Source organism: Arthrobacter sp. 01T419 (assembly GCF_056398865.1).
Genome location: NZ_JBFTQF010000003.1, coordinates 351276 through 368881, shown reverse-complemented (window position 1 = coordinate 368881; position 17606 = coordinate 351276). Strand labels below are relative to the sequence as shown.

Genomic DNA, 17606 nt, shown 5'->3' with positions numbered 1-17606 from the left:
TTGATCCGACCGGCGGCGGTCGGGCACGCTGGATGATGAGGTGGAAGCCTGCGCTGAACGCGTTCGCGATCACCTTCGCCGGCCGGTTCGAAAGAACCACTCACTAATGAAACCGGCCGGATCCACACACCGTTTATCGGACAGTCCCAGCGCCGCACAGCAAGAGGATACGGCCGCAGCACTCTACCGCGTTGGCATCGACGGAGGTTAAGACAAGCTACGGCTTGACCGGGTTGCCCGGGAGAATGCCCGAAGGAACGGGTACCGGGAGCGTGGGGACGGACGGCGTCGGGATCGTCACGGGCCCGGGCTGGCCTTTGGCGATGTCTCGAAGTCCCTCGCGCGGATCCTGCTGGGAACCGGGCACGGTGGTGGTGTGCGGTGTTGGATGCGCACTGGTGCTCGGGGCGTCGGGGCTGGTGGGCGCCGACGAGGGCGTCACGGGAACGCTTGTCTCGCGGGTGGGCATCGGCCCCGGCCCTGAGCGCGTCCCTTGCTGTTGCGGAGCGTTGCCGCCCGATCCGGGCGCGAGCTGGGAGACGACCGATCCCACCACGGCGCCAAAGTGTTCAATGGTTCCCTGAATGCCGCCGTCAGAGGCAGCCGCGGCGGTGGCGCCAGCGGCAAGGGAAGCCGCCACCGCAACAGCGGCGAAGGTCATGCGGCTCTTTTTGCGGCGGCGGGCAGCCAATTCGTCAACGGGTCCAGCAATGCCGCCGGCGGGTGCAGCCGCCACGAGGGAAGCCACCTCAACGGGCGCAACAGTCTCGGAAGGCGCGATCGCCACGGGGCCAGGCACCATCAAGGCTTGCACGTCGGCTGATGGCTGCGGCCGGTTGTTTGCAAGGGCGCGCAGTTCCAGCAGCTCGGACCGGATCTCGTACGCTTCGTCGAGCCCGGCTTCAGCGAGCAGGCGGTCGATGCCGTGCTCGCCGCAGGATGCGGATTTTTCGCTCATGATGTGCCATTCCTTAGTAGTGCACGTTCTCTCAGTGCACTCAATGCCCTGCGCTGCAACTGCTTCACGGCTCCCTGGGATTTACCCATGATGTCCGCTGTTTCTTCCAACGACAGGTCCGCCACGACCCGTAATGCCAGGACCTCGCGGTAGTCGGAGTTGAGGTCGGCCAATAGCTCTGTCACGCCCAACCCCTCCGCGTGCCCAAATGCTTGGTCCTCCGCCGAAGGAGTACGCCGAGCGTCCAGATCGGGTTCATAGGGCGCGGCATCAGGCGTACGCTCCCGCTTGCGGTAGTGATCCACCATCCGGGCGTGCGCGATGGAGAAGAGCAGGGTCTTGGCTCCCTGAAGGCCGCCGCGGAGGGAAGCCAGTTTGGGATAGAGGGCCAGGAATACGTCCTGCGTAACTGCTTCCGGATCGTCTACGCCGCGGGCGCGCAGGTAACCAAAAACCGGTCCGGAAAAGTTGTTGTAGGCAGCCGTGAAGAGCAGGGCGGGGTCGTCCTCGTCCGCCTGCAAATATTCATCAGCCAAAGGGTCAAGCACCCGCGACCCCTCCATCCCACGCAGCACGGTCATCCTCCCTGGCCTGGGAAATAACCGCTGCCGCCGTCTGTTGCGTCGCGGGGCTCCTTGTCATCTTGCCAAGGAGCCCCGCCGTTCAAGCGTAGCTGTCGCGTTACGGGCGGACAGAATCGGCCGGGACGTCCACGGGTGCGCTGGGGACGTGGGACGGCACTGCGGGAACAGCCGGTACAGCAGGAACGGCCGGTGCGGACGGCACTGCCGGGACGTCGGGCGTGGTAGGCAGGGTAGCGGTGCCATTGGCGTCAGCCTTCACGGAGGCAGAACCGTCTGCCGACAGTCCGGCGGCCTTGCCTTCGGTAACAACCGTTGCGCAGTGTGCCTTGACGTTGGCTTCTCCACCGGCGGCAACAACCAAGGAAGAGTAACCGGGTACCTTGGCGTCACCCTTCAGGCCACCGTTGAGCAGGGCCGTGCAGAGGCCGAAAGCCTCGGGTGTGGTGGCTTTGGCTGCATCCACGGCGTCTGCGGCCTTGGACTTTGCGTCGTCTACGGCGTCCGTCGCCTTCGCTTTAGCGGTTTCGACGGCGTCGGCGGCCTTGGACTGAGCGGTCTCGGAAGCATCAGCTGCCTTCGACTGAGCGGCATCGGCTGCATTGGTGACGATGGGAGCCGGTGCTCCAACCAATTCGTGGGCGCTCTGCTGCAGGCCGCTCGGAAGCGCTCCGTTGAAGGCTGCGACGCCGGTTCCGCCAACCGCGACAGCTCCGGCGGCGAGGACGCCTGCGGCGATTTTGCTGGTGGCAAGGACAGTGAACAAGGACATGAAACCCTCCGACAAACGTTTTGGGACTACCCCGGCAGCGGCTTTGTCGCTACCGGATGATCAGTGCGGACGTGGCCCGCACTCCCCTTACATCGTTGGCGGGCTCGGCGAGGTTACGCCCGATCCAAAAAAACTTTCAGGCGAATGTCCTGGCCTGCTCAATCAGCTTGAGTACCTCGACTGGTCCAGTCGGATCCACCGGAAGCGGCAAGGCAGAGGCGGCACCGCCGTCGTCGATCTTCTCGGCCAAAATCCGGTAGAACTCCTGGTAGGCGCCGCGTTCCGTGGGAACGGTGGTCTGCACGCCGTCGATTTCCAGGGTGCCGTAGTACTGCGGATCGTCGACGCCGTACGCGTCATCCGTGGGCAACCCACCTGCCACAATGAACGGCTCCTGCGGGTCGATTCCGAACTTCACGAAGCCGCCCTTGCTGCCCAGGATGCGAAACCGTGGAGCGTGAAGCTGGCTGTTGACGTTCATGGCCACGTGGCTGGTCACACCGGACACGTGCTTCAGGACAAGGAAGACGTCGTCATCGGCCTTCTCTTGCGGCCGGCGCGCCAGGATTTCGGCGTGGATGACCTCTGCGGGACCGAACATCTGCACAGCCAGGTCCATCAAATGGGTGCCGAGATCGAAGAGCAGCCCACCACCGTCGTCGGCCGTTGCGCTTGCCTTCCACGCCTTGCTGATTTCGGGCGCCCAGCGCTCCATCGACGCCTCGCAGCGCATGATCTCGCCCAGCGTCCCGGCGTCGAGCAGCTTCTTCACGGTCAGCGCGTCGCCGTCCCAGCGGCGGTTTTGGTAGACCGTGAGCACACGGCCCAGCCTCGCGGCCAGTTCGATCAGTTCCTGCCCCTGTGCGCTGGTCACGGCGAACGGTTTGTCCACGACGACGTCGAGCCCGGCTTCCAGCGCAGCTTTCGCGAGCGGGTGGTGCGTCGCAGGCGGCGTGCCAAGCACCACGAGGTCCAGCTCTCCGGCAAGCGCCAGGACGTCGTCCGGCCCGTCCATGAGCCTCGTGTCCGGGTAGCGCTGGTGAGCTTTGGCCTTGCGGCCCGGGTCCGAAGTCGCGATGACGTCGAGGGAATACGCGGGATTGGCTGCGATGAACGGCGCGTGAAAGACACTGCCGGAAAGGCCATAGCCGACGACGGCGGTGCGGATCGGTGCGTGGGTCATGCCGCTACGCTACCGGGCAGGGGCAGCCCGGCGAAGGTTTGTCAGCAGTCTTTCAGCAAGCGCGTGACAAGCTCGCGCCACGACGCAGCTAGCCGCTCCGGCGCGATTCCGTGGGCGCGGAGGGAATGGAGCATGCGCTCGGGGTCCAGGGTTGCACCGAGGGAAAGAGCCAGAAGCCAAGGATCACGGTCCAAGCCCGCCTCTCGCAGAAGCATCTCGATGTGCCGGTGCCACAACACGACCGGCGGGGCGTCGTGCCGGTTTTGCGGGGAATGCTCCGCCGCGGCACGGGCCAGTTCGCCGTACTCTTCGACGTACTTGATACGCGCTTCGCCGAAGGCAATGAGGCGTTCACGAGGGGGCGCCCCTGGGCCCAGCGGCGGCGGACCGAAGATGAACTGGCGCTGGAATTCCGATTCGGCGTCGCTCAGGAGGGTCATCATGAGTCCGGCCCTGCTTCCGAAGCGGCGAAAAACCGTTCCCTTCCCGACGTCGGCACGGCAAGCGAGCATATCCATAGTGACAGCGTCCACACCGTGTTCAGCCACGAGCTCCCTGGCAGCTTGGAGGAGCCGTTCGCGATTGCGCGCGGCGTCGCTGCGCTCCGGCGGTGCCCCGAAAGGCAAATCGGGCCGGATGGGAATGAGGCTCACAAAAACATTCTAGCCTCGGGAATATAAAGCGGACCGCAGTCCGTTTAGAATCTACGAAGGCAGCAAAAAGCCTCCAAAAACTGAGAGTCTGCGGCACCGTCCGCGGCCAGACCCAAGGAGTTCCCCATGTCCAAGAACACCGTTCTCGCCCTTGTTGGCAGCCTCCGCGCCGATTCCCACAACCGCAAGCTCGCCGAAGCCATCCAGCTCAACGCCCCGGAAAACGTCGAAGTACAGATCCACGGCTCCCTCGGCAACATCCCGTTCTACAACGAAGACATCGACGTCGAAGGCCAGGTTCCGGCCGAAGCCGCAGCTTTGCGCGCAGCAGCAGCCGAAGCTGACACCCTCCTGTTTGTCACGCCCGAACACAACGGCACCCTGACCGCTTCCCTCAAGAACGCCATCGACTGGCTGTCCCGCCCCTACGGCGCCGGCGCCCTCGCGGGCAAGCCGACCGCCGTCGTCGGAACCGCTTTCGGCCAGTTCGGTGGAGTCTGGGCACAGGACGAGGCCCGCAAGGCCGCAGGCATCGCCGGCGCCAAGGTCCTCGAAGACGTCAAGCTGGCTGTTCCGGGCTCCATGATCCGCTTCGCCGAACTGCACCCGAAGGACGACGCCGAAGTTGTTGAGCAGATCAAGGCCATCTTCGAGCCCCTGACCGCCTTCCAGGAAGACGAAGTAGCAGCCTAGTCTCCTCGGTTCGCGCGGTCCTACCAGGAGCGTGCGCGAGAAATGCCCCTGTCCCGCCGTGAGGCGTGGGCAGGGGCATTCTTTGCCGGTACGATTGGGCATGGCATCAGTGCCGGACTACAACCGCCACCCCGGAGTCGACGCCTACCTCGAGGCCCTCCCGGACTGGCAACGCGCCATCGGCGAGCAATTGCGCGGTCTCATCCACGAGGCCGAACCCGAAATCGTCGAAACGATCAAGCGTCGCACGCGGCCCTACTTCGTTCTCCACGGCAACGTCTGCGCACTGCTTGCCGCCAAGGACCACGTCAACCTGTTCCTGTACGACGGCGCAATTGTCTCCGACCCGGACAACATCATCACGTCAGGTCACAACAACAAAACCGCCCGAATGATCACCTTCCACCAGCACGACGAGATTCCGCGTGCACCCCTCGTCACCATGCTGAGGCAGATCGTGGCCAACAACCGCGCAGGCGGCTGGCGGAAGATCAAAGGGGCGGATTAGCGGACGCCGCAGGCCGGGTCACCCCCAACCGCTACCATTCCGTGACGGAGCTGAGGCCGAACTGTCATGGGCGGATCGGCCCACGCCCAGGTAGCCAGCCGTAACGTTGATTTACAGGCACCAGGTGGGTGGATCAGGGCAGGAGCGGGGGCTGTCATGGGGGTCAGGCGCGGCGTGGAAGGCACGACGACGGCGATCGCCGCATTGTGCCTATCGCTCGCGCTCTGCCTGGCTGGCTGCGCTTCCCCCGACGGCGGCCCTCTGGCCAATTCACCCTCGGCACCGCCCGGATCCCCGGGCTCCGTCGAGGCGACGCAGGAGCCCTTGGCGGGGCCGGTTCCGACGCCCCGCCCCGCGCCTCCGCCGTCCGTCAACGAGCCTCCCGCAGCTCCTCCAGCCACCACTCCGGGCCTAGGAAGCGGCACCTCCACACCGTCGGCGACGCAAGGCGACGCCCCAGTGGCCGGCCGTCTACCCGGCACGGCCACAACCATTCCGTCGCCAGGACCCCCTTCCGCAGCGTCAGGAAGCCCGAGCCCCCAGGCGCCCTTGCCCCTCCCAACCACCGGCGTACCGTCCGGGACCGCCGTGTATTTCGTCGCGATCGGCGACGGCGGCAGCCGCGGCGTGCGGTTCGGCTGCGATGACAGCCTCGTTGCCGTGCAATTCAGTGCCTCTGAAGGCAGCGACCCGCTCGCCGCCGCCATGGGCCAACTGCTCGCGCCCGGCGACGGTGCCACTCAGGCAGGCTTGTACAACGCACTCTCCGACTCCGCGCTGCGGTACGTTTCGGGCTACCTCGACGGATCCACCGCCGTCGTGAACCTGAGCGGTTCCCTTCGCCCCGGGGGTGCATGCGACCACCCGCGCATCGAAACACAGCTGACCCAGACCGCAGTGGCGGCGACGGGGGCATCCCAAGCGGTGATCTATATCGACGGGCGCACCCTGGCGGATGTCCTGAGCTTGCGCTGAGGCTGGCGCTACCGCCCGCCGAAGAGCGCGTCCATTTCGGCATAGCTCAGTGTTCCGGCGAGGCCCGACCAGTTCCCGTCGCCAAGAACTTCCATTGCGAGCCGGGAGACCGTCGCGTAGGCGGCCCTGGCAGTGCTGCCGCCAATGCTGATTCGCCGCACGCCGGCGTCGTGCAATTCCCCGGGCGACGGCGAGCCCAGGCCGGCCAGCGCATTGAGCGGCACGCTGATCCGCCGGGAAAGTTCGTGCAGAATATGGAGATCTGCCAACCCTGGTACGAATATTCCGTCCGCCCCGGCCTGCCGGTAGGCATCCGCACGACGCAGCGTTTCTTCATAGGCAGATTCCGGAAACTTTCCGGACCAATAGGTATCCGTACGCGCATTGATGAAAAGCCGGACGCCGGCGTCGTCGGCTGTCTGCCTGATCAGGGCAATGCGCCTGGACTGCTCACCGATTTCGCTTAGCGGCTGTTCCGCTGAGTCCTCGATATTGATCCCGACGGCGCCCGCCTCCAGCACCGCTCGAACGGTGGCCCGGAGTTCTTCGTCAGTGCGTCCGTAGCCCGTCTCAATGTCTGCAGTCACCGGCAAGCGGGTGGCTTTTGCTATTCGCGACAGCGCCTCCATGGCAAGATGCCGCGGAAGGTGGTCCCCGTCCTGGTACCCCAAGCTCCACGAGATTGCCGAACTGGAGGTGGCTACCGCCGTCGCGCCCGCTTCCTCGACCATCCGCGCAGATGCCGCATCCCACGCATTCACCAGTACCAAGGGCGCATGAGGCACAGCGTGGAGCTCGTGGAAGCGGAGAGCCTTGGATTCGAGTTCGGGATGCATCGTCATGGCTCTATTCCAGCCTTCCGCTCGCCGGACGTAAAGCGAATCGCACCCAGAATCGTGAAAATCGGATGAAACATCTGTTGCCTTCTTGGCAACTCTGGGGAGTATCCTGTCAATGTGACCCACGAAACATTGGATGCCGGGCCGGAGTTGCCCGCTGAAGCAATTGACGCAATAGAGCGAGCAGCCACTGCCGCCCACCGCCACGAGGAACTCTTCTCGGAGCGCGCCGCCAACATTAAGCAGTCCGCCGTGCGTGATGTCTTCGACATTTCAATGCGCCCGGGGCTCGTCTCCCTCGCCGGCGGAAACCCCTACCTGCAGTCCCTCCCCCTTGAGAAGCTCGGCCAGACGGCTGCACGCATCATCGCCGAAGAAGGCATGACGGCGTTGCAGTACGGCGGCGGGCAGGGCACCGAAGAACTACGCACCCAGATCTGCGAGATCATGGCCGCCGAAGGAATCACCGACGCCCGGCCGGAAAACGTCGTGATCACCGCAGGTTCCCAGTCGGCCCAGGACGTAGCCACCAAGGTCTTCTGCAACCCAGGCGACGTCGTGCTGGTGGAAAATCCCACCTATGTGGGAGCCCTGAACACCTTCGAGGCCTACCAGGTCCAGGTTGAGACCGTGGACATGGACGACGACGGCCTGGTCCCGGAGCTGCTCGAGGCCAAGATCGCGGAGCTTCAGGCCGAGGGCAAGAACATCAAGTTCCTCTACACGATCCCCAACTTCAACAACCCTTCCGGCATCACCCTCGCTCCTGCGCGGCGCCAGCGAATCGTAGATATATGCCGCAATGCGAATATCTTGGTCCTCGAGGACAACCCCTACGGTCTTTTGCGCTTCGACGGCAACCCGCTCGCGCCAATGCGGGCCGCGAATGAGCACGACGTCATCTACATGGGGTCGTTCTCAAAGATCTTTGCCCCGGGACTGCGGATCGGATGGGCCCTTGTTCCCGAGCATCTGCAGCGGCGCTTCTATCTGGCGTCGGAAGCCGTGACATTGTGCCCTCCCACCCTGAATCAGATGATCATCTCGGCATATCTTCGGGACTACGACTGGCGCGGACAGATTGAGACCTACCGGGCCATGTACGAGGAACGCTGCAAAACCCTGCTCGCGGCGTTGGAAGAGCACATGCCTCCCGGCCTGAGCTGGACCAGGCCCGAAGGCGGCTTCTTCGTCTGGGTAACGCTCCCCGGCGGCGTGGATACGTACCCGCTCCTCAAGAAGGCGATCGAGGCAGGCGTCGTGTTCATCCCCGGCGCGGCGTTCACGCACTCGGACGAACCATCCAACAAACTGAGATTGGCCTTCAGCGCAGTGCCACCTGAGTCCATTGCCGAAGGCGTCCGCCGTTTGGCACCAGTACTGCGCGGGGCAATCGACACCATCAACAAAGGAGTTACATCATGAGCGGAATCGTAGTGGTCGGCGTAGACGGCAGTGAGACCGCAATGAGGGCAGCAGAGGCAGCCAGGGACCTTGCGGCAGCACTGGGAGCCAGCCTTCGCGTCTTGACGGCCTTCGACAGCGACCGTACCGAGGTCTTTGAAAGCGGCAGCGACCGGTGGGTCGTCTCGGATGCCGACGACGCTGAAAAGGTTGCCCGCGGAGTTGCGGAAAAACTCAACAGCGAGCAGCTTGAAATCAGCTACGTAGCCGCACGCGGCAAGCCCGGAGAGGCCTTGATCCGCGAGGCGGAACGCGTCGAGGCGCGCTTGATCGTCGTCGGCAATCGTCGCATGCAGGGACTGGCACGCGTTCTCGGCAGCGTTGCCAACACCGTGGCCCACAATGCCCCGTGCGATGTCTACATCGCCAAGACGGACGAACCGTAAGCCACAGTCAGGCACTTGACGGGGATCACGCGCTGTGGTGGGCGGTCTCACCTCGATTTGGGCCGTGCGGCTAGGGTGCCGCCGGTAAAATTGGAGTGGCCCCCAAGGGCGCGAGCCGCCCATCACAACAACCCGTAGGGGATCCCTTTTGCTTACTCTGCAGCCGCGCCAGCGCGTCGGACACGACATTCTGCTTGCCCGCCACGGCAACCACATCAGCTCCATGCGTTTCGACCGTGCGAACGATCGTATCGTGGCACTTCTTGACGATGGATCCGTGGACAGCGCTCCAAACATGATTTCCCCGCTGCTGCAGATGCCGGAGACGTTCCGCAGCATCATGCGTTCCGACTGGAAGTTGTTACTTGTGGTTGGTTCCGCCATGTTGGCCGTTGGCGCCCTGGCTATGGTGCTGTCGTTTGGAATGGTCGGCGGCATGAACGACCAGCAATTGCGCGATCTTGCGCTCAGCTACACGGCTTACTAGCGTTCGGTCCGCGTCCAAGTCCGGCTTCCCGAGCGCTGCCGGCCGATCCTTGAACCGTTAGATCAGCCAGCCCCGAAGGACCCACCAGAGGCCTGCGATGACCACTCCGCCGAACAACGATCCGGCGATGACTTGGCCACGGGTATGGTCCCGCAGCACTACCCGGGACCAGCCGACGGCGGCCACCAGAAGCAATAGCGGCAGCCATACCGTTCCGAACATGAGTACCGCAATGACTGCGGCTGCGGAGATTGCCGAGGCGTGACCACTGATCTTCCACACAAGGCTGACCGCGGCCAACACCGAGATCCCACCAATCAGGGCAAGGATCATCACTGAGACGCTCGTCGGGGCGTGGATGAGGTTGAGTGCCAGCAATCCGAGGACCACCGACACGAGCGCAAGCATCAACAAGGGAGCACGCTCCTTGCGGTCGCTGACGTGGTGGTCACTCAGTTTGCCGAGCCTCACCAGGACCAACACGTAGGCCAGCGGCAGGACGCATACAAAGAGCGCACCAAGGGCCCCGAACCATATGGTCCCCGGGAAACCCGGTTCCACCGCAGGGCTGATGAGCAGCAAGATGGACACCACCGCGGGCGGCTGGAAGACCTCCGTAAGGATCCGGGCAATGCGGTGCTCAGTCAAGCAGCAGTGCCGGTTCTTCGAGGATCGATGCGACGTCGGCCATGAAGCGGGCGGAGAGGTCCCCGTCCACCACGCGGTGGTCGAAGGAGCCGCCCAGCGTCGTAATCCAGCGAGGGATGACTTCGCCATCGAGCACCCAAGGCTTTTGCTTGATGGTGCCGAACGCGACGATCGCCACCTCGCCCGGGTTGATGATGGGCGTTCCGGTGTCAATGCCCAGGGCGCCGACGTTGGTAATGGTCAGCGAGCCACCCTGCATCTGCGACGGCTGGGTCTTGCCTGCGCGTGCGGTACTGGCTAGCTCGTTGAGCGCGAGGGCCAGTTCTTTGAGGGAAAGGTCCTGGGCATCCTTGATGTTCGGCACCATGAGCCCGCGCGGCGTGGCAGCCGCGATACCCAGGTTCATGTAGTGCTTGACGTGGATCTCGGCGTTGCCGTTGCCGTCGGCGTTCTCCACCCAGGTTGCGTTGACGCTCGGGTTGCGGGCGGCGGCCCAGATGACGGCCTTGGAAAGGATCAGCAGTGGCGACACCTTGATGCCCTCAAAGTCCCTGGAGGCCTTGAGTCGCTTGACGAATTCCATCGTGCGGCTGGCATCGACGTCCACGAAGATGCTCACGTGCGGCGCCGTGAAGGCTGATTCCACCATGGCCTTCGCCGTGGCCTTGCGGACGCCCTTGACGGGAATCCGTTCCACGCGCTGATCCTGCGGCTTCTTGGACGCACCCCAGAACGTGTCGGCCTGGTCCACCTCGGCGTCGCGCTGGGCCTGGTAGCTGACCAGATCATCGCGCGTCACTTCACCGCGAGCTCCTGTGGGAACGACGTCGGCCAGGTCAATGCCCAGATCCCGGGCGATCTTGCGCACTGGAGGCTTGGCCAGGACACGGTTGACCAAGCCGCTGACGGTCGCACCAAGGCCTGTGAGGCCCGGCGTCTGGGTCATTGTTTCCCGGGGAGCGGCTGCGGGCACTTGATCGCCAGGAGTCCGTAGCGGCAAGGCCGTCGGAGCGGGCGCGACGGCGGGCCTGACGACGGGGGGCCTGACGACGGCGGCGGCCGGGGCGGGCAGTGCGGTCGCGGCGGGCGTAGCGGTGCTGGCGCCTTCGGGGCGCTTACGCGGGCGTCGCTTGACGGCGTCGGCTTTGGGACCGGAGCCCACGAGCGGACCGCCCGCCGGACCGGCGTCGGAGGTTCCAGGGTCTTCGGGCAGCTTGCCGTACATCGAGGCCTCGAGGACTTGTTCGCCTGCCGGCTCAGCGGAGGGTGCCGGTTCGGCCGCAGGCGAGGCCGGCGCAGGCTCGGGTTCTGCCGGCGCATTGTCCGAGATGCCGATAATCGCGGTTCCTACTTCAATCGTGATCCCCTCAGGGACGAACAATTCCGCCACCGTACCTGCGTACGGGGAGGGCAATTCCACCAGGGACTTGGCGGTCTCGATCTCGCAGATGACGTCGTTGATGGCCACGGTGTCGCCGGGCTTGACCTTCCAGGAGACAATTTCTGCCTCGGTCAGGCCTTCGCCGACGTCCGGCAGGTTGAATTTCTTAACAGTCATTTAGGTCCTCGATTTCGGCTGGCCCGTTCGCGTGGCGGAGGGTGCAATCAGGGGCGGCTAGTAGGCCAGGGAACGGTCCAGGGCTTCGAGGATCTTGTCGATGTCCGGCAAGTAGTCCTCTTCCACCTTGGCCACGGGATACGGCATGTGGAAACCGCCCACCCGGATGACCGGGGCCTCAAGGTGCAGGAAGGCACGCTCACTGATCCGCGCAGCGATCTCGCCGCCGATGCCGCCGAACGTCGGTGCCTCGTGTGCAACGATCAAGCGGCCGGTCCTCTTGACGGAAGCGGTGACGGTATCGAAGTCGATGGGGGAAATCGAGCGGAGATCGATCACCTCGACGCTGTGTCCGTCCTCTTCCGCCGCTGCTGCCGCTGCCAGCGCGACCGGAACCAGCGGACCGTACGCAACGATGGTGGCGTTGGAACCTTCGCGCAGGACGTGCGCCTGGAACGGGTCCGACGCCGGTCCGGGGCTTTCGGTGTCCACCTCCCCTTTGAGCCAGTAGCGGCGCTTGGGTTCGAAGAAGATCACCGGGTCCGTGCAATCGACGGCTTGCTGGATCATCCAGTATGCGTCGTGTGCGTTGGACGGAGTGATGATGCGCAGGCCGGCCGTGTGGGCGAACAGGGCTTCCGGCGATTCTGAGTGATGTTCGATCGAGCCAATGCCGCCGCCGTAGGGGATGCGGATGACCACGGGAACGGTCAGTTTGCCGCCGCTGCGCGAGTGCATTTTGGCAAGCTGCGTGGTGATCTGGTTGAAGCCGGGGAAAACGAAACCATCGAACTGGATTTCGCAGATGGGGCGGTAGCCGCGCAGGGCAAGACCTATCGCGGTTCCCACGATGCCGGACTCTGCCAGGGGGGTGTCGACCACCCGGTCTGCACCGAAGTCCCTGATAAGCCCGTCCGTCACGCGATAAACGCCGCCCAATGGGCCGATGTCTTCGCCCATGAGCAGGGATTTCGGGTTGTTAGTGAGCGAGGCACGCAGGCCTTCGTTGATGGCCTTGGCAATGGTCATGGTGGTCATCAGCTACTTGCGCCCCTCTTCGTCGTCGCCTACGAACCCGGCGGAGTATTCCTCAAACCAGGCAAGTTCCTCGGCCACCAGCGGGTGCGGCTCGGCGTAGACCCCGGCGAATGACTCGCGGATGTTCGGGCCCTGCAGGCTTTGGGTGGTGCTCCGGACATGGGCTGCGAGCTTGTCTCCATCAAGCTTGACTTGCTCAAAGAAAGCTTCGTCGGCCAGACCCTCGTTCCGAAGGTACTTCTCCAGCCGGTCCAGCGGATCCTTGCCGCGCCAAGCGGTTTCTTCGGCAGATTCCCGGTACTTGGTGGGATCGTCCGCGGTTGTGTGCGCGCCCACGCGATATGTATATGCCTCAATGAGCACAGGACCGCGGCCTTCGCGCGCATGCTCAAGTGCCCATTCGGTGACTGCGTGGACTGCAATGACGTCATTACCGTCCACTCTGATGCCCGGGAAGCCGTATCCCTTGGCCCGGTTGAAAAGAGGAACCTTGGTCTGGACCTCAGTGGGAACTGAGATCGCCCAGTGGTTGTTCTGGCAGAAGAACACCACCGGAGCGTTGTAGGACGCCGCGAAGACCATGGATTCGTGGACATCGCCTTCGGAGCTCGCGCCGTCGCCGAAGTAGGCCACAACAGCAGCCTTCGGCTCGTTGGAGCCGTTGGCTTCCGCGAACTTCTGATCCCGCTGGATTCCCATGGCGTAACCAACCGAATGCAGCGTCTGGGCCGCCAGCACCAAAGTATAGAGATGGAAGTTGTTCTCGGTGGGATCCCAGCCGCCATTCGAAATTCCGCGGAACAGCTTCAGGAGCTCAGCCAGATCCACATCACGGGTCAACGCAACGCCATGCTCACGGTACGTGGGGAAGATGTAATCTTGCCGCTGCGTAGCCCGTCCGGAGCCAATCTGGGCAGCTTCCTGGCCGGTCAGGGGGACCCAAAGGGCCAGCTCGCCTTGCCGCTGGAGGGCGGTGGCTTCCTGATCGAAGCGGCGGACCTTGGCCATGTCGGCGTAGAAACCTCGCAGCTGCTCAGGTTCAAGGCGCTTGGCATAGTCCGAGAAGACAGGATCGGTTCCTAGCTTGCCGTCCGGCCCCAGCAGCTGGATCATCTCGGCTGCGGGGTCGCTGGAGGCGCCTCCCGCAGGAGACTGCAAGTCCAGTCCCGTTCCGTTGATCCCGGGGGTGGGCAGTTGAGTTGCGCCCATTCCGTCTCCTTGCCTGCTTCAGCCCGACGCTGAGCAATATTCGCTGATATATGCCGATTCTGGAATGCATTCCGAAATCGGCATATCTTGGCTTTCGTCCCTTACTTTATCCGCAGTAAGGGACGCGGGTGCATTTGTTAACCGCTAGGAAGCCTGCGGCGCTTTTGTATAGGACGCACAGAGTTCCAGGAATCGGGTATTGGCCTCAACCTCTCCGATGCTGACCCGGACACCTTCGTTACCGAAGGCCCGCACGGACAACGCCCGCTCGCCGGCTAGTGCGGCGAATTCGGCGCTGTTCTCTCCCAGGTTCAGCCAGACGAAGTTGCCCTGTGCCTGAGGGACGAACCATCCCAACTCCCGGAGTCCTGCTGTAACCCGGTCCCGCTCATCAACCAGGCTTTGTACCCTTGCAACAACCTGGTCGAAGTTCTCCAAGGAGGTAATAGCCGCGCGCTCGGCTATCTGCGACACCGCAAACGGCGTGGCTGCGACCCGCAGGTGCTGGGTGAGATCCGGTCCGGAAACGCTGTACCCAACGCGCAGCCCAGCAAGGCCGTGAGCCTTGGAGAACGTGCGGAGGACAACCACATTCGGGTACTTGCGGTACAGCTTGATGCCGTCCACAGCGTCCTGGTCCCGAACGAACTCCTGGTAGGCCTCATCGATAACGACAACCACGCCAGCCGGCACGGACTGGATGAACCGCTCCGTTTCCTCTGCAGTGAGGACGGGCCCGGTGGGGTTGTTGGGTGTGCAAAGCAAAATCACCTTGGTGCGGACGGTGACAGCGGCTGCCATGGCCTCGAGGTCGTGGCGTCCGTCCGAAAGCAATGGGATCTGGACGCCCTCAGCACCTGATAGGCCTACGCAGATGGGATAGGCCTCGAAGGAGCGCCAAGCATAGATGACCTCATCGGCTTTGCCGTCGTGGTTCTGTCCCGCAAACGTGGAAAGAATCTGATTCAGCGCACCGAGGCTTCCGGCTCCCGTGACGACGTCGTCAGCGGGGATTCCCAGAAATTCAGCGAGCGCCGTGCGCAGCTTGGTAGAAAGAGGGTCCGGGTACCGGTTGATGTCCGATTGATCGGCAATAGCCTGGAGTACGGCGGGAATCGGGGGCAACGGGTTTTCGTTGGAAGACAATTTGTAGCTGGTCAGGCCTTCTATGACTGCGGGAGCCTTGCCTGCCGCATATTTGGGGAGCCTGTCCACCACCGGGCGGGGACGCACGCCCTCCGGTGCGTTGTCAGAAGAATTCATGGCACCAGCCTACTTGCAGGCATTCGAGACATGAGGGTGGGCCTCCCGGTCTGCGGGTGTGAAAGCATGGGCGCATGGGTTCATTCATTGTGCGTGTCCTGATCAACGGGCTGGCCCTCTGGGTTGCCAGCTGGATTCTGCCCGGGATGGATATTTCCAGCTCGGCAACAACCAACGCGGTCACGAATGCGGGGGTCACACAAGGCAGCGACACCCTGGGCGTGGTTCTTGCCTATCTCTTCATAGGGCTCATTTTTGGCATCGTCAATGCCTTTGTCCGGCCTTTGGTCAAGCTGCTCTCCCTTCCGATCACGATCCTCACCCTCGGCCTATTCACGATTGTCATCAACGCGGCCATGCTGTCCCTGACAGCCTGGCTAAGCAGCTACACACCGGTACACCTCACCATCGACAGCTTCTTCTGGACCGCAGTTCTCGCTGCCATCATCATCAGCCTGATCTCCATGGTGGCCAGCTGGATTCCGGGCGCTAACAGGCGCTAACAGGGGCCAACAGGCGCTAGCAGGCGCGAGGAAAGCTCGGAGCCGCCCGTTCGGCAGCCCTTCTAGCGCCCTCCCGATCCGGAGCGGATATCTGACGGGGCGTGTGGCCGCACACTAGGAGCTGGCGGGGGCACACGCGGAACCGGAACCCGCGGAGGCTGGGGAGCTCCGCGGCTCAATTTGAACCTGCTCACCTTGGCCATTCCGCCGACGCCCAGTATCCCGCCCAAAGCGGCTGTGGATGCCGCCAGCGAAGGATCGGAACTGAGCTGCACCAGCTTTGCCCCTTCCTCGTACCGTGAAAGCTTGTGTGCCGGCCCTATTCCCGGGTCTTCGCCCGGTGCCAGGCCAATCGGGTTGGTCATGGTCACCGTGACCCTGTCCTTGGTATCAGCATTGGCTTTGCCGTCAGCACCCGGCACCCAGTCCTGTTCGTGCTCCAAGTGCAGGCTGCCGATGCCCGCTTGCGGCGTGATTCCCCCGACAGGTGATCCTGCCGTCACAACAAACTTGAGGTTGTACTCGGCAAGGAACGCCTTGTCCTGGCTCAGGTTCATGGCATGGATCCCTCCCTGGCTGTGGCCAACTGCCACCACCGTTTCGCCCGCAGCTGCACCTGCCTCAAGCAACGCCTGACGGATTGCCTTGCTGGTTTCTGTCGAGTCGTAGCCCAGTGCTTCGGCAATGCCGGCCTCATCCAGTGGATTGCTGCCGCCGGGCGGATTGCCCGGCTGGGTACCCGGAATCAATACGACCCATGTCCGTTCACCGTCTTTGTCTAGCTGCACTACTTCAATTTCGCCCTCTGAACTGGCTGAGACGCTGTCTAGTTCCCGAAGCATTCCTGCCGCGGACAGGTCCACGCTCTTGGTGACGGTCTCGCCTCGGCTGACGTCGATGGAACGTGGCCTGAGGAAGGCCAATGCGGGGGTCGCAGCGATGGCTCTCAAGACGGCGCCGACGTCGGTGGGGCCGATCATGGCCCCTGCAAGGTTGGCCGCTACCGGCGGCAACCCCATCATCAGTTCCAGCATCCGGGTCAAATCCCGGACGACTCCTTCTGTTGCTCCCCGCCAGCCAAGGTCCAGAGGGCTGGGACCGGTCCCGAGGAGTGGCATTCCCATGCCCATTCGCAGCCGGATCGCCGCATGTGATTCAGCAAACTCATATTCACGGTGGCTTGCCCTGACATCGTTGCCAATCCGCTGAAGCTGTTCGCGAACCCGCCCTATGTCCCGGCCACTCTCACCGACGGCAATGATGGCGTTGCTTCCACTCGTGTAGGACGAGGCCTGGTGTGGGAAGAGCGCCACCCGTACTGCTTCAGCCTCCACTTCAATAGCCTGCAGTTGGCGCACGAGGCCATCCAACGCGGCTGCGCCAGCAAGCAGCTCTTCGAATTGGAAATTGATCCCACCGACACCCCCGCGAATGCGGAGAGGGCCATCCGGCTCGGGAGCTTTGGGGCGGGGCGACCCACCCCCGCCGACGGGGGCGACCTCGACCATCAGAAGACTGCCCGGCCGTTCGATGCCACATTCTGGGAATGTCGGAGAGTCACTGCGGCTGCCTCGCGCAAGGCATCACGACCCCGTCGAAGCGACGCGGCCTGCAAAGCGACCGTGGTCCTGTAGGCGCGGCCCGCCGGCGACTCCCAGCGGTCCATTTGCAGCTGCGCCAGTTTGCCAAGCACGGAGTCGGCCTGGTCTGCACAGGCCGACATCCGCCATCCGAGCCGCTGGACCTCCGCTGCACGTGAAACACATTGCTGGGATTCCACATCCGGTCCTCCGGCCACCATCTGAATGACGCTCATGAATTTGTCCTCCCCTAGGTCCAATATTGACGTTCTGGCACCGACGCTACGGCCCGTTCCGTGAGTGCGGAA

General features: G+C 63.6%; 20 protein-coding genes. 7 read left to right on the top strand and 13 right to left on the bottom strand.

The genetic code is table 11. From position 1 onward, the window contains the following. Positions 1-217 precede the first annotated feature (217 nt). The 5 genes from AC1DLO_RS07770 to AC1DLO_RS07750 all read right to left on the bottom strand — a co-directional run bounded on the left by AC1DLO_RS07770 (position 218) and on the right by AC1DLO_RS07750 (position 4147). The gene (locus AC1DLO_RS07770; RefSeq protein WP_476889072.1) at positions 218-958 is read right to left on the bottom strand and encodes a hypothetical protein; all 741 of its coding nucleotides are present in this window, start codon (positions 956-958) and stop codon (positions 218-220) included. Continuing rightward, a complete protein-coding gene (locus AC1DLO_RS07765) occupies positions 955-1506 on the bottom strand; it encodes an RNA polymerase sigma factor (protein ID WP_476889071.1) in 552 nt (183 codons plus the stop codon). Before AC1DLO_RS07765 ends, AC1DLO_RS07770 begins: the two co-directional genes overlap by 4 nt. 133 nt (positions 1507-1639) lie before the next feature. Then, positions 1640-2311 carry a hypothetical protein gene (locus AC1DLO_RS07760; RefSeq protein WP_476889070.1) on the bottom strand — a complete coding sequence of 224 codons (672 nt, stop codon included), beginning with the start codon at positions 2309-2311 and terminating at the stop codon, positions 1640-1642. A 136-nt stretch (positions 2312-2447) separates the two neighbouring features. Next, positions 2448-3494 carry a Gfo/Idh/MocA family protein gene (locus tag AC1DLO_RS07755; protein ID WP_476889069.1) on the bottom strand — a complete coding sequence of 349 codons (1047 nt, stop codon included), beginning with the start codon at positions 3492-3494 and terminating at the stop codon, positions 2448-2450. 41 nt (positions 3495-3535) lie between these two features. After that, positions 3536-4147: a TetR/AcrR family transcriptional regulator gene (locus tag AC1DLO_RS07750; RefSeq protein WP_476889068.1), complete on the bottom strand. Its 612-nt coding sequence runs from the start codon at positions 4145-4147 to the stop codon at positions 3536-3538. A 126-nt stretch (positions 4148-4273) separates the two neighbouring features. Here AC1DLO_RS07750 and AC1DLO_RS07745 point away from each other — a divergent pair, with 126 nt between their 5' ends. From AC1DLO_RS07745 to AC1DLO_RS07735, 3 genes are all read left to right on the top strand, one after another. After that, entirely contained in the window at positions 4274-4840 is a 567-nt protein-coding gene (locus AC1DLO_RS07745; RefSeq protein WP_476889067.1) for an NAD(P)H-dependent oxidoreductase, read from the top strand. Positions 4841-4940: 100 nt separating this feature from the next. Next, positions 4941-5348 carry a DUF1801 domain-containing protein gene (locus tag AC1DLO_RS07740; RefSeq protein WP_476889066.1) on the top strand — a complete coding sequence of 136 codons (408 nt, stop codon included), beginning with the start codon at positions 4941-4943 and terminating at the stop codon, positions 5346-5348. A 156-nt stretch (positions 5349-5504) separates the two neighbouring features. Further along, on the top strand, positions 5505-6323 hold the full coding sequence (locus tag AC1DLO_RS07735) for a GerMN domain-containing protein (protein WP_476889065.1): 819 nt from the start codon (positions 5505-5507) through the stop codon (positions 6321-6323). Between the two features lie 8 nt (positions 6324-6331). Here the strand turns inward: AC1DLO_RS07735 and AC1DLO_RS07730 are convergent, their stop codons facing one another. Beyond that, positions 6332-7165: an isocitrate lyase/PEP mutase family protein gene (locus AC1DLO_RS07730; protein ID WP_476889064.1), complete on the bottom strand. Its 834-nt coding sequence runs from the start codon at positions 7163-7165 to the stop codon at positions 6332-6334. A gap of 114 nt (positions 7166-7279) precedes the next feature. On the opposite strand from AC1DLO_RS07730, the gene AC1DLO_RS07725 reads away from it, so the two are divergent. From AC1DLO_RS07725 to AC1DLO_RS07715, 3 genes are all read left to right on the top strand, one after another. Then, a complete protein-coding gene (locus tag AC1DLO_RS07725; protein ID WP_476889063.1) occupies positions 7280-8587 on the top strand; it encodes an aminotransferase-like domain-containing protein in 1308 nt (435 codons plus the stop codon). Then, complete coding sequence (locus AC1DLO_RS07720; RefSeq protein ID WP_476889062.1) at positions 8584-9012, top strand: universal stress protein; 429 nt, start codon at positions 8584-8586, stop codon at positions 9010-9012. Before AC1DLO_RS07725 ends, AC1DLO_RS07720 begins: the two co-directional genes overlap by 4 nt. Before the next feature lie 148 nt (positions 9013-9160). Further along, a complete protein-coding gene (locus AC1DLO_RS07715; RefSeq protein WP_476889061.1) occupies positions 9161-9499 on the top strand; it encodes a hypothetical protein in 339 nt (112 codons plus the stop codon). 57 nt (positions 9500-9556) lie between these two features. Here AC1DLO_RS07715 and AC1DLO_RS07710 read toward each other — a convergent pair whose 3' ends face one another. The 5 genes from AC1DLO_RS07710 to AC1DLO_RS07690 form a co-directional block, all read right to left on the bottom strand. Beyond that, entirely contained in the window at positions 9557-10147 is a 591-nt protein-coding gene (locus AC1DLO_RS07710; protein WP_476889060.1) for a phosphatase PAP2 family protein, read from the bottom strand. Further along, positions 10140-11705, bottom strand: a complete 1566-nt coding sequence (locus tag AC1DLO_RS07705) for a dihydrolipoamide acetyltransferase family protein (protein WP_476889059.1) — start codon at positions 11703-11705, stop codon at positions 10140-10142. Before AC1DLO_RS07705 ends, AC1DLO_RS07710 begins: the two co-directional genes overlap by 8 nt. A gap of 57 nt (positions 11706-11762) precedes the next feature. Continuing rightward, entirely contained in the window at positions 11763-12743 is a 981-nt protein-coding gene (locus AC1DLO_RS07700; RefSeq protein WP_476889058.1) for an alpha-ketoacid dehydrogenase subunit beta, read from the bottom strand. A 3-nt stretch (positions 12744-12746) separates the two neighbouring features. Continuing rightward, a complete protein-coding gene (gene pdhA, locus AC1DLO_RS07695; protein ID WP_476889057.1) occupies positions 12747-13952 on the bottom strand; it encodes a pyruvate dehydrogenase (acetyl-transferring) E1 component subunit alpha in 1206 nt (401 codons plus the stop codon). Between the two features lie 144 nt (positions 13953-14096). Then, on the bottom strand, positions 14097-15215 hold the full coding sequence (locus AC1DLO_RS07690; RefSeq protein WP_476889056.1) for a histidinol-phosphate transaminase: 1119 nt from the start codon (positions 15213-15215) through the stop codon (positions 14097-14099). A gap of 74 nt (positions 15216-15289) precedes the next feature. Between AC1DLO_RS07690 and AC1DLO_RS07685 the strand changes: the two genes are divergently transcribed. Then, positions 15290-15718, top strand: coding sequence for a phage holin family protein (locus AC1DLO_RS07685; RefSeq protein WP_476889055.1), 429 nt, complete (start codon positions 15290-15292; stop codon positions 15716-15718). 62 nt (positions 15719-15780) lie between these two features. Here the strand turns inward: AC1DLO_RS07685 and AC1DLO_RS07680 are convergent, their stop codons facing one another. Both AC1DLO_RS07680 and AC1DLO_RS07675 read right to left on the bottom strand, forming a co-directional pair. Then, on the bottom strand, positions 15781-17226 hold the full coding sequence (locus tag AC1DLO_RS07680) for a hypothetical protein (RefSeq protein WP_476889054.1): 1446 nt from the start codon (positions 17224-17226) through the stop codon (positions 15781-15783). Beyond that, positions 17226-17534, bottom strand: a complete 309-nt coding sequence (locus AC1DLO_RS07675; protein WP_476889053.1) for a hypothetical protein — start codon at positions 17532-17534, stop codon at positions 17226-17228. Before AC1DLO_RS07675 ends, AC1DLO_RS07680 begins: the two co-directional genes overlap by 1 nt. Positions 17535-17606 lie beyond the last annotated feature (72 nt).

Coding starts and splice junctions, on each gene's coding strand:
- AC1DLO_RS07770 (WP_476889072.1), bottom strand. CDS start 958: ATGAGCGAAAAATCCGCATCCTGCGGCGAGCACGGCATCGACCGCCTG.
- AC1DLO_RS07760 (WP_476889070.1), bottom strand. CDS start 2,311: ATGTCCTTGTTCACTGTCCTTGCCACCAGCAAAATCGCCGCAGGCGTC.
- AC1DLO_RS07755 (WP_476889069.1), bottom strand. CDS start 3,494: ATGACCCACGCACCGATCCGCACCGCCGTCGTCGGCTATGGCCTTTCC.
- AC1DLO_RS07745 (WP_476889067.1), top strand. CDS start 4,274: ATGTCCAAGAACACCGTTCTCGCCCTTGTTGGCAGCCTCCGCGCCGAT.
- AC1DLO_RS07740 (WP_476889066.1), top strand. CDS start 4,941: ATGGCATCAGTGCCGGACTACAACCGCCACCCCGGAGTCGACGCCTAC.
- AC1DLO_RS07735 (WP_476889065.1), top strand. CDS start 5,505: ATGGGGGTCAGGCGCGGCGTGGAAGGCACGACGACGGCGATCGCCGCA.
- AC1DLO_RS07730 (WP_476889064.1), bottom strand. CDS start 7,165: ATGACGATGCATCCCGAACTCGAATCCAAGGCTCTCCGCTTCCACGAG.
- AC1DLO_RS07720 (WP_476889062.1), top strand. CDS start 8,584: ATGAGCGGAATCGTAGTGGTCGGCGTAGACGGCAGTGAGACCGCAATG.
- AC1DLO_RS07705 (WP_476889059.1), bottom strand. CDS start 11,705: ATGACTGTTAAGAAATTCAACCTGCCGGACGTCGGCGAAGGCCTGACC.
- AC1DLO_RS07700 (WP_476889058.1), bottom strand. CDS start 12,743: ATGACCACCATGACCATTGCCAAGGCCATCAACGAAGGCCTGCGTGCC.
- pdhA (WP_476889057.1), bottom strand. CDS start 13,952: ATGGGCGCAACTCAACTGCCCACCCCCGGGATCAACGGAACGGGACTG.
- AC1DLO_RS07690 (WP_476889056.1), bottom strand. CDS start 15,215: ATGAATTCTTCTGACAACGCACCGGAGGGCGTGCGTCCCCGCCCGGTG.
- AC1DLO_RS07685 (WP_476889055.1), top strand. CDS start 15,290: ATGGGTTCATTCATTGTGCGTGTCCTGATCAACGGGCTGGCCCTCTGG.
- AC1DLO_RS07680 (WP_476889054.1), bottom strand. CDS start 17,226: ATGGTCGAGGTCGCCCCCGTCGGCGGGGGTGGGTCGCCCCGCCCCAAA.
- AC1DLO_RS07675 (WP_476889053.1), bottom strand. CDS start 17,534: ATGAGCGTCATTCAGATGGTGGCCGGAGGACCGGATGTGGAATCCCAG.